The sequence below is a fragment of the Gemmatimonadaceae bacterium genome, assembly GCA_036003045.1.
GTDB lineage: Bacteria > Gemmatimonadota > Gemmatimonadetes > Gemmatimonadales > Gemmatimonadaceae > JAQBQB01.
Genome location: DASYSS010000048.1, coordinates 38,057 through 51,538, shown reverse-complemented (window position 1 = coordinate 51,538; position 13,482 = coordinate 38,057). Strand labels below are relative to the sequence as shown.

The 13,482-nt window shown below is 66.9% G+C and carries 13 protein-coding genes; 9 read left to right on the top strand and 4 right to left on the bottom strand.

Features of this window, described 5'->3' with window-relative positions; translation table 11 throughout:
- The first annotated feature begins 16 nt into the window (after positions 1-16).
- Positions 17-1,321, top strand: a complete 1,305-nt coding sequence (locus VGQ44_12625) for a DUF4105 domain-containing protein (protein HEV8447665.1) — start codon at positions 17-19, stop codon at positions 1,319-1,321.
- Here VGQ44_12625 and VGQ44_12620 read toward each other — a convergent pair.
- Complete coding sequence (locus tag VGQ44_12620) at positions 1,269-4,484, bottom strand: hypothetical protein (GenBank protein HEV8447664.1); 3,216 nt, start codon at positions 4,482-4,484, stop codon at positions 1,269-1,271. The two genes, VGQ44_12625 and VGQ44_12620, sit on opposite strands and share 53 nt — an antisense overlap.
- 95 nt (positions 4,485-4,579) lie before the next feature.
- On the opposite strand from VGQ44_12620, the gene VGQ44_12615 reads away from it, so the two are divergent.
- Complete coding sequence (locus VGQ44_12615) at positions 4,580-5,041, top strand: DinB family protein (protein HEV8447663.1); 462 nt, start codon at positions 4,580-4,582, stop codon at positions 5,039-5,041.
- A gap of 105 nt (positions 5,042-5,146) precedes the next feature.
- Entirely contained in the window at positions 5,147-5,554 is a 408-nt protein-coding gene (locus VGQ44_12610; GenBank protein HEV8447662.1) for a hypothetical protein, read from the top strand.
- Here VGQ44_12610 and VGQ44_12605 read toward each other — a convergent pair.
- Positions 5,505-6,821: an RNA polymerase sigma factor gene (locus VGQ44_12605; protein HEV8447661.1), complete on the bottom strand. Its 1,317-nt coding sequence runs from the start codon at positions 6,819-6,821 to the stop codon at positions 5,505-5,507. The genes VGQ44_12610 and VGQ44_12605 overlap by 50 nt on opposite strands.
- Positions 6,818-7,180: a YciI family protein gene (locus VGQ44_12600; GenBank protein ID HEV8447660.1), complete on the bottom strand. Its 363-nt coding sequence runs from the start codon at positions 7,178-7,180 to the stop codon at positions 6,818-6,820. Before VGQ44_12600 ends, VGQ44_12605 begins: the two co-directional genes overlap by 4 nt.
- Positions 7,181-7,420: 240 nt before the next feature.
- Here VGQ44_12600 and VGQ44_12595 point away from each other — a divergent pair, with 240 nt between their 5' ends.
- The 3 genes from VGQ44_12595 to VGQ44_12585 are packed head-to-tail and all read left to right on the top strand — an operon-like array spanning position 7,421 to position 9,567.
- The gene (locus tag VGQ44_12595) at positions 7,421-8,881 is read left to right on the top strand and encodes a carboxypeptidase regulatory-like domain-containing protein (GenBank protein ID HEV8447659.1); all 1,461 of its coding nucleotides are present in this window, start codon (positions 7,421-7,423) and stop codon (positions 8,879-8,881) included.
- Positions 8,882-8,902: 21 nt separating this feature from the next.
- Positions 8,903-9,118: a hypothetical protein gene (locus VGQ44_12590; GenBank protein ID HEV8447658.1), complete on the top strand. Its 216-nt coding sequence runs from the start codon at positions 8,903-8,905 to the stop codon at positions 9,116-9,118.
- Positions 9,115-9,567 (top strand): PaaI family thioesterase, encoded by a 453-nt coding sequence (locus tag VGQ44_12585; protein HEV8447657.1) that lies wholly within the window; start codon positions 9,115-9,117, stop codon positions 9,565-9,567. Before VGQ44_12590 ends, VGQ44_12585 begins: the two co-directional genes overlap by 4 nt.
- 9 nt (positions 9,568-9,576) lie before the next feature.
- Here VGQ44_12585 and VGQ44_12580 read toward each other — a convergent pair whose 3' ends face one another.
- Positions 9,577-10,530, bottom strand: a complete 954-nt coding sequence (locus VGQ44_12580) for a threonine/serine dehydratase (protein ID HEV8447656.1) — start codon at positions 10,528-10,530, stop codon at positions 9,577-9,579.
- A gap of 82 nt (positions 10,531-10,612) precedes the next feature.
- On the opposite strand from VGQ44_12580, the gene cax reads away from it, so the two are divergent.
- From cax to VGQ44_12565, 3 genes are all read left to right on the top strand, one after another.
- On the top strand, positions 10,613-11,677 hold the full coding sequence (gene cax / locus VGQ44_12575) for a calcium/proton exchanger (GenBank protein ID HEV8447655.1): 1,065 nt from the start codon (positions 10,613-10,615) through the stop codon (positions 11,675-11,677).
- Positions 11,678-11,701: 24 nt separating this feature from the next.
- Positions 11,702-12,754, top strand: coding sequence for a hypothetical protein (locus VGQ44_12570; GenBank protein ID HEV8447654.1), 1,053 nt, complete (start codon positions 11,702-11,704; stop codon positions 12,752-12,754).
- A 64-nt stretch (positions 12,755-12,818) separates the two neighbouring features.
- Positions 12,819-13,481, top strand: coding sequence for a photosynthetic reaction center cytochrome c subunit family protein (locus VGQ44_12565; GenBank protein HEV8447653.1), 663 nt, complete (start codon positions 12,819-12,821; stop codon positions 13,479-13,481).
- Position 13,482: the final 1 nt, after the last annotated feature.

Genomic DNA, 13,482 nt, shown 5'->3' with positions numbered 1-13,482 from the left:
TAGGATTCGTCGGTCGATGCCTCGAACTCTGCTGCGCGCCCTTCTCCTCGGAGCGTCGGCCGTCGCGTTGACGACGCCGGCGTCCGCGCGAGCCGCGGGCGGTCGACAAGCCGCGCTGGCCTCGCAAGTGGATCCGCTCCACCAAACCGGGCGCAACGTCAGGATCTCGTTGCTGACGATGGGCAACGGGACGCAGGTGTGGGAACTGTTCGGGCACAACGCGATCTGGATCCACGACCTGGTCACGAACCGCGACACCGTGTTCAACTGGGGCGTGTTCGATTTTCGCCAGCCGCATTTCATCCAGCGCTTCCTGAAGGGAACGATGCTCTACTCCGTGGGCGGCGACACCATGGACAACATTCTTCTCGAATACCACTACTGGAACCGTTCGGTCGTCGCACAGGAGCTCGATCTCACCGCCGAGCAGAGAGACACGATTCTGGCGACGATCCAGCGGAACGCACAGCCGGAGAACATCCAGTATCGCTACGACTACTTCCGCGACAACTGCTCGACGCGCGTGCGCGACATCCTCGACCACGCGATGGGCGGCGCGCTGCGAAAAGAGTCCGCGGGGCTCACGGGAACGACGTATCGATGGCACGCGCTCCGGCTGATGCAGGTCCAGCCGGCGATCATGCTCGGCGTGGACCTCGGACTCGGCCGGCCGTCGGACGTCGACCTCTCGAAGTGGCAAGAGATGTTTTTGCCGAGGCAGCTGCACGACTTCGTCGCCGGCATCGTCCTCGAGGACGGCGACGGCGCGAAGCGCCCGCTGGTGCGCCGCGAGTCGGTGCTCTTTCAGGCGACGGGTCGAGGCATCGAGCCCGACGCGCCGCCGCGGTTCGGCATCTGGACGCTGATCGGCGGCATCGTCGTGGCCGCGCTGTTTCTCTGGCTCGGCGTCGCCGCGACGAACCGGCGGGACTGGACGCGCGTCGCGGCGAGCGTCTTGATCGGCGTTTGGTCGCTGGCCGTGGGGCTGTTGGGCACGATCCTCGTTCTGCTATGGGCCGTGACCGACCATGTGTTCGCGCATCAGAATGAGAACTTGCTGATCTTCAATCCGCTCTGGCTCGCGTTCGTCGTGCTGGTGCCGATGTTCCTGATCTCGGGGCGGGCGGCAGGATCGACGCGGCTGATCGCCCAAGCGCTTGCCGCGCTCGGCCTGATCGCCTTGGCCGCTCATTTCGTCGGTCTATCCTCGCAGAACAACCTTGCGATGATCGCCCTCGGCCTGCCGCCCACTCTCGCCCTCGCTCTGATTACCGCGCGACGTCCAGTGCCGGCAGGCCGGCAGCCCGCAGCTTCGCGTTGACCGCGGCGAGCTCCGTCGTCCGGAGCGCCGTCCAACGCGCGTTCAAGTCATCGGCCGCGCGGCGCGCGTCGAGCACCGTCGCCATGCCCTGAGACGTCAGCTCGGTGTCCGTTCCCTCGAGGAGTGAAAGCGCCGACAACAGCTCCCCATTTGTCGAAGCGATGCTCGGTTGAGCCGCGGCGCCGCGTCCTCCGCGTCCGCCCGCCGGTGCACCGCCTCCGCCGCCACCTCGACGGCCGCCGCCGCCCTGACCGACGAGCGCAACGAGCTTGTCGTCGAGCGCGGTCAGGGTCTGCGCGAGGGACGCGTCGGCACGGCCCCGAACGTCGGCGATCTTCGCACGGAGATCGCGAATCTGGGACGTCGCCGCCGAATCGCGCGCGACGTCGTCCCAGATCGCGACGGCCACCGCGTGCTGCCGAGCGAGGATCTCGGCCGGCGTCTTCACGCGTGGATCCATCTTGATGGTGAGCGCCTGCGTCTGCGTCTTGCCACCGACCGTGAGGCGAATCTTGTAGGTGCCCGGGATTGCATACGGGCCGCGCGGCTCACGCGGCGTGTCGAAGGGAACCGCCGAAATCGGATACTGCCCCGGCTGCGCGCTCGTCCCCGCCGGCGGCGAGTAGTGCAAATCCCACACGAAGCGGTGGAAACCCTGCCCCGCCGAGAGAACTCTGGTCGGACGGATCCAGTACGACGGTGTCTCACCGATGTCGGCCGGCGCCATCGACGTGTCTCGGCTCGAGTAACGGCGAATGACACGATTGCTCGCGTCGAGCACCTCGAGCGACGCGTCACCGCTCGTGCCCGGACCGATGAAGTAATCGATGATCGCGCCGTCGGGCGGGTTCTGACCGCCGGGTTCGTCCGGTGGAATCGGGGTGTCGGTGTACTTGGCCGAGCGGAAGCGAATCGTCGTCGCCGCCTTGAAGAGCGTGAGCGCGGCGGACGTCGTCGTGGCGGCGATTTGCCGCAAAGGCTCGATGTCGTCGAGAATCCAGAATGACCGGCCGTGCGTGCCGATGACGATGTCGTCGTCTTTGAGCACGAGGTCGCGAATCGACGTCGCGGGCATGTTGAGCCGCAGCGACGACCAATGATCACCGTCGTCGAACGACACCCAGACCTGCGTCTCACTGCCGGCGAAGAGCAGTCCGCGGCGCTTCGAGTCCTCGCGCACGACGTTCACGGTCGCGCCGTCGGGAATGCCGTTCGTGATTTGCGTCCACGTCTTGCCGCCGTCGTGCGTGCGGAAAACGTGAGGGCGCATGTCGTCGAGGCGGATGGTGTTCACCGCCGCGTACGCGGTCTGCGCGTCGAAGCGCCCGGCATCCATGATCGACACTTTGCTCCACGGATGGTCGCGCAGCTCGGGCGGCGTCACGTCGGTCCAGTGCAAACCGCCGTCCGCCGTCGTGTGAATCAGCCCGTCGTCACTCCCGGCCCAGATGCGCTTGATGTCGACGTACGACGGCGCGACGGTGTACACCACGCCCGCATGCCGCGCCTTTGCCGTCGCCGAGTTGGAGTAGACGCCGACGTTCGGCGGAACGATCGAGTCGTTGCGCGTGAGGTCTGGACTGATCGCCGCCCACGTCTTGCCGCCGTTCGTGGTCTTCCATACGACGTTCGACGCGAAGAACAACGTGTGCGGATCGACGGTCGAGAAGACGAGCGGAGCGGTGCGCAGGGTTCGATAGTCGCTCACACCGCCGGGCAGCGGCGCGCCCCCACCGCGCCCGACGCGTGGGCCGACTTGCTCCACCAACCCGGTGCGACGATCGAAGCGAGTGACCTTACCGCCGTAGACGATGTCGGGATCGAGCGGATCGGGCGCGACGTAGGCGTATTCCTCCACGCCGACGGGATGCCAATCCCACGCGAGAATCCGTCCGTCGTCGCCTCGGCTGCGCACACACGCCGACCCGGATTCTTGCTGGCCGCTGCACACGCGATACGGAAACGCGTTGTCGGTCGAGACATGATAGAACGCGGCCGTCGGTTGATTGAGCCACGAGCTCCACGTCGCACCGCCGTTCACGGTGACGATCGCCCCCTGATCGCCGACGAGCAGAATGATGTTCGGATCGTTGGGGTTGATCCAAAGACGCTGATAGTCGTCGCCGCCGGGCGCGCCGCGAAACGCCTTGAACGTCTTGCCGCCGTCGGTCGACTTCCACGACACGACCGTCGCCGTGTAGACGACGTCCGGATTCTTGGGATCGACCTTCACCTCCGCGGCGTCCGACGGGCGAGTGGTCACGCGGTCGTCCGTCGTCGACAGGTGCCACGTCTCGCCGGCGTCGTCCGACCGATAGAGACCGCCGCCCCGCCGCGCCTCGACCGAGGCGAACATTCTGCTCGGCATGCTCGGCGCGACGGTGATGCCGATGCGGCCCAGTCCATCCTGTTCGAACGTCGGCAGGCCGTTGGTGAGCCGCTTCCACGTCGCGCCGCCGTCCGTCGACTTGAAGAGGCCACTGCCCGGTCCGGAAAAGGCGCCGTTTTCCCAGGGGCCCTGCCGCGCTTCCCACAGGACCGCGTAGACGACGTCCGGGTTCATCGGATCGAGAACGACGTCCACCGCGCCCGTGTTCTCGTCCTTGTAGAGAATTTTCTGAAACGTCTTTCCGCCGTCGGTCGATTTGAAGAGTCCGCGCTCGGCGTTCGGGCCGTACGGATGACCGAGCACCGCGACGTACAGGCGATCCGCGTCGCGCGGGTCGACGGCGATTTGCGGGATTTGCTGGCCGTCGCGCAGGCCGAGGTGGGTCCACGTCGCGCCCGCGTCGGTGGATTTGTAGATGCCGTCGCCGACCGAGAGGTCGGGGCGCTGCAACCCTTCTCCGCTGCCGACGTAGACGACGTTCGGATTCGACGGCGCGACCGCGATCGCGCCGATCGAGCCGGTCGGCTGTTCGTCGAAGACCGGATTCCACGTGCGCCCGAAGTCGGTCGTCTTCCAGACGCCGCCGTTCACCACGCCCACATAGAACACGTTGGGCTGGTTCGGAATCCCAGCCGCGGCTTTCGTGCGGCTGGCGCGAAACGGACCGATCATCCGCCAACGCATCTCCGAGTACATCGACGGGTCGATGCGCTGCGCGGCGAGCGCCATCGGAAACGCCGCCAAGAGAGCGAGCGAGAAGCGCGAGAAGTCCACTGTGGTGACTCGTTTTCGAGGAAGGAGATGCGGCGGGAGTCGTGGCCGCGCCGGATTGTCGCACGCGCGGTTCCCGGCGGCAAGAGATTACAGTCATGAAAGAACTACTGCTTTCACTCGTCGATCACATGCGCTGGGCCGACGCGATCGTCGGCGAGTCGCTGCAGCGAAACCCGCCGCCCGATCCCGAGGCAGCGCGGCTCTTCGCGCACATCGCGTCCGCCGAGCATCTCTGGTATGCGCGCATCGAGGGTCGGCCGGCCGAGCATGCCGTTTGGCCGACAGCGATGACGCCGAGTGAGGCCGCGGCGCTCGCCGCGGAACACGCGGACCTCTATCAACGCCTGGTCGAAGGCGCGAGCGCCGAGCAGTTGGCTCGGCGAATTCCCTATCGCAACAGCGCCGGTCGCGACTTCCTCAGCCGCGTGTCCGACGTGGTGACGCACGTCGCAATGCACGGCAGCTACCATCGCGGGCAGATCGCGCGACAGCTGCGCTCGGGTGGACTCGAGCCGCCGTACACCGATTTCATTCAGTACACGCGTCGCGATCAGTAGACGCCCGACAATACCCGGTCCGGAATCAACGGCGCGGCATCGAATCTGCCTTTCCTCAATGAACCGGTCCGCGGAACACGCGAGGCCGGTAGGATGGGGAAAGGAATGCAACGAATTCGAATGCAAGGAGCCGCGGCGCTACTCGTCGCCGGCCTGCTGGGCGGAGCGTGCGCCCGCTACCACGAGTCGTCCGCCGCCGGAGAGGTGATCAGCGCTCAAGAGGCGGCCGAAACTGTGGTGCTACACGTCGAGAATCTCGGGATGTCCACAATCGAACTTCGCTCCATTGTGGATGGGCGATCGAGGTTCCTCGGGGCCGTCAGTGCGCACGATACGAGCAGCATCCCGATGGATCGGACGCTCTTTCCGACGGCGAATCTCTTCATCGCCGCGTTCGCCCAGGCTGGAGGCCAGCGTGTGGTCGTGGGACCTCTCGCCGCCGGACCGGGCGAGTCGATCGACCTCACGGTTCAGGAAGGCTTGACCGGGAGTCAGGCGCGCGTGCGCCGTTGACGTCGGAAGCGTTGGCGCGCAGCTCGGCGAGTCGCTTGTCGATGAAGCGGCGCTCGGGCTCGAGCGTCGCGAGCGCCAGCGCCTTTCGATAATCGCGCGCCGCGGCCTCGAACTTTCCGAGACGGCGGCGCAGATCGGCGCGAACGGCATAGAGCAGATGGTAGTCGGCGAGCTCGCCGCGTGCGTGAATCGCGTCGACGAGCAGAAGTGCCGCGGCCGGCCCGTCGACCATCGCGACGGCAACCGCATGGTTTAATTCGACGACGGCACTCGACGTCTGCGACATCAGCAACGCATATAGGCCGGCGATCTGACGCCAATCGGTCTCTACGGGCGACAGAGCGCGCGCGTGTAGCGCGGCGATCGCCGACTGGATCGCATACGGCCCGGCGCGCCCGCGTCGCAGTGTGTGTTCGACCAGCGCCAGCCCCTCATCGATCTGCGCCCGATTCCAGCGCGACCGATCCTGGTCCTCGAGCAGGATCAACCCGCCGTCGGGCGAGCTGCGGGCTTCGCGACGGGCATCGTGCAGCAGCATCAACGCGAGGAGGGCCGCGACCTCGCGCTCGTCGGGCATCAGCGTCACCAGCAGCCGAGCGAGGCGGATTGCCTCGGCGCACAGCTCACGGCGCACGAGCGCGTCACCGGCCGTGGCCGCGTAGCCTTCGGTAAACACGAGGTAGATGACGGTCAGCACGGAGTCGAGCCGTTCGGGCAACTCGACCGCCGGCGGGACGCGATACGGAATCCGTGCTTCGCGGATTTTGGCGGTCGCTCGCACCAGCCGCTGCGCCATCGTCGCCGGCGGAACGAGAAAGGCGCGCGCGATCTCGTCGGTCGTGATCGAGCAGACGGTGCGCAGCGTCAGCGCGACCTGCGCGTCGCGCGACAGCGCCGGGTGACAGCAGGTGAAGATCAAGCGGAGGCGATCGTCGTCGAGCTCCTGTTCGTTCTCGACGTCGAACGCTTCCTCTGTTGTACTCTCGAGCATCGATGCGGCGATGAACGGGCTTCGCTCGAGGAGCCGCGACTCTTTTCGCATGCGATCGATCGCGCGATGCCGGCCCGTGCTCACCAGCCACGCGCGCGGATTCTCCGGCCAGCCGGTGGTCGGCCACTTTTCGACGGCTAGCGCGAACGCGTCCTGCGTCGCCTCCTCGGCGGCATCGAAGTCGCCGAGGAGGCGGATCAGCGTCGCCCGTACGCGCCCGGACTCCTCGCGGTACAGCCACGCGATTCGGTCCTGGGGCGGGGCGGTCGCCGTCATGCCGGGACGGGCGCCGTCATTTCCTGGATCGGACGCACTTCGATGGCTCCGAAGCGCGCACCGGGAATCCGTGCGGCGAGAGAGATGGCCGCGTCGAGGTCGGGCGCGTCTACGAGGTAATAGCCGGCGAGCTGCTCACGGGTTTCGGCGAACGGACCGTCGGTCGTCTGACGCTTTCCGCCTCGCACGCGGACCGTCGTCGCCGACTTCGTCGACTGGAGCGCGTTTCCACCTTTGTAATTGCCGCTTGCGACGATGCTCTCGGTGTATTCGCGGTACTCGTTCGACATTTCCCTGGCCGCGGTGTCCGCCGTGACGCGATCGGCTTCGTTGAGATAGATGAGCAAGAGGTACTGCATGGGGCCGTCTCCTGTGAAAGTGAGTTGTCGTATGCTGCAGCCGACAACTAGTCGAACGGAGCCATCCAAAATCGACGCGGTCCGCGAAGGCCTTGGGAAGATTAAGGTTACGCCCTGCGTTTGACCCGGGCGACCGAACCGGGGTTATAGGGGTAGTAGCGCCCGCGATCCGCTCGTAGCTTTTGCCGAGTCGGCTCTTTCACTGGTGGCACTCCCCTTATGAAGGCATACAACCCAACGATGCATCCACGCGCCGCGCGCGCGGCGCTCGGTCCCTGGATCACGGCTCTGCTCGCCGCGGCGGTCTGCGTGCCCGGCGCACTGCGCGCACAAGCCGCCACCCCGCCCACCGCCGGGTTCGCGAAAGTACAAGGCTTCGTGATCGACAGCGTGCACAATGGGCCGTTGTCTAAGGCGGTTGTGTTGATCGAAGGGGCGTCCCGCCAGGCCATGACGGACATGGACGGGCGATTTATCATCGACAGCATTCCGCCGGGCCAACACCGCATCATGGTGTTGTCGCCCGTTCTCGACACGCTCGGGCTGTCGATGCGGACGCCGGCGTACACCTTCACCGCCGACAAGACGAACGAAGTCGACCTCAGCATTCCGAGTCCGGAACGTATCGCGACCGCGATCTGTCCGTCGGCGCAGCGCATGCGCGGTCCGGCGGTGATGGTCGGTTTCGTTCGCGACCCCGACACCAAGGAGCCCGCGATCGGCTCGAAGGTGCAGCTCGTCTTCAAGGAGGCGCAAATCATCGGCAAGCCGCAGGATCGCGTCCGTGAGACCACGGTCGACTCTTCGGGCTTGTACAAGATCTGCGGCCTTCCCGGCGACATGAGCGGCAAGGTGCAGGTCTTTCGCAACGGCGTGAGCTCGGGTGAAGTGCCCGCCGAAGTGACCAACGGGTTCCTCGCGCTGCGAGGATTCAGCATCGTTGGCAAGCACGCCGCGATGGTCGCCGTGACGGGCGACAGCGGAAAGACCAAGATGGTGGCGAAGGGTGCGGCGCGCGTCTCGGGCCGAGTGCTCGACAAGAAGGGAGCGCCGCTCAAGGACGCGCGCGTTATGCTGCAAGGCGGCGGCAACGTCGCGCTGACCAACGCAGCCGGCCAGTTCACGCTCGACAGCCTGCCGTCGGGGACGCAGGCGCTCCAGGTCCGGAGACTCGGATACTCCGTGACCGAGGTCGCGGTCGAGTTGTCGGCGCGAGAGCCGGCGCAGACGACCATCACGATGAGTGATGCCGCTCCGCTGCTGCCGACGATGCGCATTGAAGCGGCCCAGGACAAGGCGCTCTCGGACGTCGGTTACCTGGGGCGCAAACAAACCGGCATGGGCTACTTCATGGACGGCGATCAGATCAACAAGGACGCGATCTCTTTCGCCGACGTGATGCGGGTGGCACCGGGCCTCAAAGTGATGCCGCTGGGCGACGGCCGCACGTACGTGATCACCGACTCGCGCAACCCGGCGGGACAGGGCTGCGTGAACTTCTACGTGGATGGGACGCGCTGGACCGAAGTCACCCCCGGCGACATCGACACCTACGTGCGCCCGGACGAGCTGGTGGCCGTCGAGATCTATCACGGCTCGGAGGCGCCGGCGCAGTACACGACGCCGGGCCAGTCGAGCTGCGCCACGGTCGTCGCGTGGACGCGGGCGCGCATCCGCAGCACACCGAACAAGAGGCCCTAACGTGACGCGGAGCCGCTCGGCGTGAGCCCTCGCGTCCGCGTCTTCGCGCACAGCGAGATCGCGACGGAGTGCGACGCCTGCGGCGCCCGGTTTCACATCACGTCGGGCGGCGCGTGCGTGAAGTGCAGGCGCGTGCTCTGCGCGCGGCACCTCTACGGCTCGTGGCTGCGGCGCCTCGCCGTCGATTTCGGCGCCTCCGCCGTGTGCGTCACCTGCCGCCAGACGCCCGGAGTGTGAGCCGCACCGAGCCGCAGGATCCGGACTTCGAGCGCCGCGTTCGCGGCAGCTTCGACCGGCAACGCTTCATGGGAACGCTCGGCGCGCGGTTGACCCGCGTCGAGCCGGGCGAAGTGGACATCGAGCTCGCCGTGCGCGACGAGCTCACCCAACAGCACGGCTTTCTTCACGCCGGCGCGCTGGCGACCGTCGCCGACAGCGCGTGCGGCTACGCGGCGCTCTCGCTGATGCCGCCGGGCGCCGCGGTCTTGAGCATCGAGTTCAAGATCAACATGCTCGCGCCGGCGAAGGGCGATCGCGTCGTCGCCCACGGCCGCGTGCTGCGAGCCGGCAAGACGATCACGGTGTGTCGCGGAGACGTCGTCGCGCACTCGGCTGACGGCGAGCGATTGGTGGCGACGATGGTCGGCACGATGATGACCGTGCGCGACCGCGGTCTCACCGATTGACGTCGCGGATCAGCCGAGCAGCGTTTTCAGTTTGTCGAGCGCGATGTTGCCGCCGCTCACGACCGCGGCCACTCGCTGGCCCTCGCGCACCGGCACCGCGCGGGTGAGCACCGCGGCTGTCGCCGCCGCGCCGGCCGGTTCCGCGAGCAGCTTGGCACTGACGAGAAGCTCGCGCACCGCGTCGGCGATCACGTCGTCGTCGATCAGTACGACGTCGTCGACGTAACGGCGGATGATCTCGAAGTTCACCTGGCCCGTCATCGGCGCCGCGAGCCCGTCAGCGATCGTGTTCACCGACTCGAGCGTCACGGCGCGTCCCGCATCGAGGCTGAGCCGCGTCGACGGCGCGCCGCGCGGTTCGACGCCGAACACACGAATGCCGGGGTTCATCTCCTTGATCGCCACGGCCATGCCCGAGATCAAACCGCCGCCGCCGATGGGAATCACCACGGTGTCGAGGTCTCCCGCCTGCTCCACGAGCTCCATGCCGGCCGTGCCGGCGCCGGCGCACACGACTTCGTCATCGAACGGGTGGACGAAGACGAGGTTGCGTTCCTTCTCGAGCTCCCGGGCGCGCGCGATCGCCTGAATGCTCGTCTCGCCGTAGAGCACGACTTCGGCGCCGTATCCGCGGCTCGCCTCGATCTTGGCGGGCGACGCGGCCTCCGGCATGACGACGACGGCGCGGATCCCGGCGGAGCGCGCGCCCCACGCGAGCGCCTGCGCGTGATTTCCCGCCGACACCGTCACGACGCCGCGATCCCGCTCCGCGGCGCTCAGCCGGCTCAGTTTGTTCAGCACCCCGCGAACCTTGAAGGATCCGGTCTTTTGCAGGTTCTCGCATTTGAGAACCAGATGAACGCCGACGCGTTCCCCGACCCGGGTTGCCGACACGGTGGGCGTGACGTGGACGCGGCCGGCGATGCGTTGACGGGCGTCGCGTATTTCGTTCAGTCCGATCATCGCTGAAATATGAGACTCGCCGCCGCGAGCAACCACCCGGCGCGCGACGATGTGGGAAGGGCCGGTGTGATTACATTGGCACGTGCTCACACGACAGGACCGGATCGTCTTCGCCGGTACCATCGCCGCGGTCATCCTCACCGCCGCGCTGCGCATTGGCGGGGCGAACGACGTGTTGCGATTCATCGCCACGGCGGCGGCGCTCTCGCTGCTCGCGATGAACGTTTCGCGCGGCACCGAGCAGCTGGGCGGCCACCTCGGCCCGGCCGCGACGGGGATCTTGCAGGCCGCGCTCGGCAATCTTCCCGAGTTACTCGTCTGCACGTTCGCGCTGCGGGCGGGGCTCGTGTCAGTCGTCCAGGGCGCGCTGATCGGCTCGATCCTCGCGAACTCACTGTTGATCCTCGGGCTGGCGATTCTCGTCGGCGGACTCAAACACGGCCGCATGCTGTACGACTCGGAGTCGCCACGGCTCATCGTGTCGCTGATGATGCTCGCCGTCGCCGCGCTGACGATTCCGACGCTTGCCGCCGAACTGCACACGCCGGCGGCGGGGCATGAAAAAGCGCTGAGCGTTGCTTGCTCGCTGCTGCTCATCGCCGTGTTCGTGGCGAGCCTTCCCTTCTCCCTCGGCTCGAATCCCGAACGCTCGGCTCGCCACGTGAAGGTCACAGCGGGGGAACCCGAGTGGTCGATCATGCTGGCCACCGCGACGCTCGCCTGCGCATCGGTCGGCGCGGCCGTCGTGTCCGACTGGTTTGTGGAAGCCCTGGAGCCGGCGATTCGCGCGCTGCACATCTCGGAGGCATTCGCGGGAATCGTCGTCGTGGCCATCGCCGGTAACGCCGTCGAGAACGTGGCCGGAATCCGGCTCGCGGCGAAAAACCGGCCTCAGTACGCGATGAGCGTCGTCCTCAACAGCTCGCTGCTCATCGCGCTGGTCGTCATCCCGATTCTCGTTCTCTACTCAGTTGTCTTCGGCGGCGGAGCGCTGACGCTGGTCTTGCCGCCCCTGTTCATCGCGGCGCTTCTTCTGAGCACGCTGACGTCGGCGATCATCGTCAACGACGGCGAGGCCACGTGGATCGAAGGGGTTGCGCTCATGGGGCTGTACGGCATTATCGCCGCGGCGTTCTGGTGGGGATGAGACTCGACTCCGGGGGACATTGCGATGAAGGCGCTGAACGCGTTGACGATCCTGGCCGCACTCGCGACGAACGTGGGCGCGCAGTGGGTTCCGCAGCAAAGCGGAACGAACGCCGAGTTTCGAGGCCTGGTCGCGACCAGCGCATCGGTCGTCTGGGCAAGTGGGACCCGCGGCCGCGTCGCGCGCACGACCGACGGCGGTGCAACCTGGACGGTGGATTCCGTTCCGGGCGCGTCGGGCCTCGACTTTCGCGCCATCGCGCCACGCAACGACCGCCTCGCCTGGGTGGTCAGCGCCGGGCCGGCCGAGCAGGGGCAAGCGCAGATCTTTCGCACGACCGACGCCAAGAACTGGGTCAGGCAATTCACGACCTCACAAGCCGGCGTGTTCCTCGACGCGATCGCGTTCTGGGATGACCAACATGGAATCGCCTTGAGCGATCCGGTCGGCGGGAAACTGTTCATCCTGGCCACGGATGACGGCGGCACGACATGGAGTCAGGTTTCGACTGACGCGGCGCCTCCCGCGCTCACCGGAGAGGGCGCCTTCGCGGCGAGCGGAACGTGCCTCATCGTGCAAGGTTCGTCGAATGCCTGGATCGCAACGGGCGGCGCGGAGCGCGCTCGCATCTTCCGATCGACCGACCGTGGACGCACATGGCAAGTCGCCGATACACCGATCCACGCCGGCAACGCCGCCTCGGGAGTCTTCTCGGTCGCGTTCAGCGACGCGCGGCACGGTGTGGCCGTCGGCGGTGAGTATTCCAAGCCGAAGGGGGAGTTCGACAACGTCGCGATCAGCGACGACGGCGGCGCGACCTGGCGGCGAGCGCGCGGTCCGTTGCCGCGCGGCTTCATGTCGGCCGTCGCTTTCGTCCCGGCGTCAGGTGGGCGACAGCTTGTCGCCGTGGGATTGGCCGGTACCGCGCGGTCTGATGACGCGGGCGAGACGTGGGCGATGGTGGACACCGTCCCCTATAACTCGATAACGTTCGCTCCAAACGGCGATGGATGGGCAGCCGGTCCGCGCGGCCGAATCGCCAAGTGGTCACCAACGCCCGCCGCGAAGAAGCCGTAACTCAACGAGTCGGCACGCTTTCCCCGCCGTCGACTCTCGCGTCATCCCCCGGACGAGGACTCAAATGGCTGGTCGACGAACTCTGTTGGGTGCAGTTGCGTCGTTCATCGCGTTGTCGTGCGGGCACGGAGGCGCGAGCTCGACGCCGGCGCCGGCACGGGCCCCGAGCTCGCCGTCCCAAACCGCGGCCGGACAGCCGTCGTCCGGGCAGCAGATCACGACACTCGCTCCCCGCCGTCTACCGCCGTCGCGCGACAGCCTGGAAAAGCTGCGCGCCGTCTACGTCGCGCAGATCATGGGCGAGATCGCCGGCAAGGAGAATCAGCCGGCGGAGCAGGTGTTCAAGAACATTCAGGTGCTGAAGGGAATCACCGCGGCGGAGCTCGTGCACAAGATGGACAAGGAGTACGCGACGCCGCTCAGCTGGAATTGCACGAACTGCCATCGCCTCGCGAACCAGGGGAACTGGGCGAGCGACACGGCGCAGGACAAGAAGCGCGCGCGCTTCATGCAGCAGATGACGAACGACATCAACCTCGTGACGCTGCCCAAGCTTTACCCAAAGGACACCCCGAAGGTCACGTGCGCGACCTGTCATCGCGGCTACAACGAGCCGCCGCCGCCCGAGTATATGATTCCGGAACGCGGAAAGCCGGGCGGACTTCCGTTTCCCCCTCCTCGCGGCACGACCACTCCTCCGCCGGCCACGAAGCCACCCGGGGCCTAGC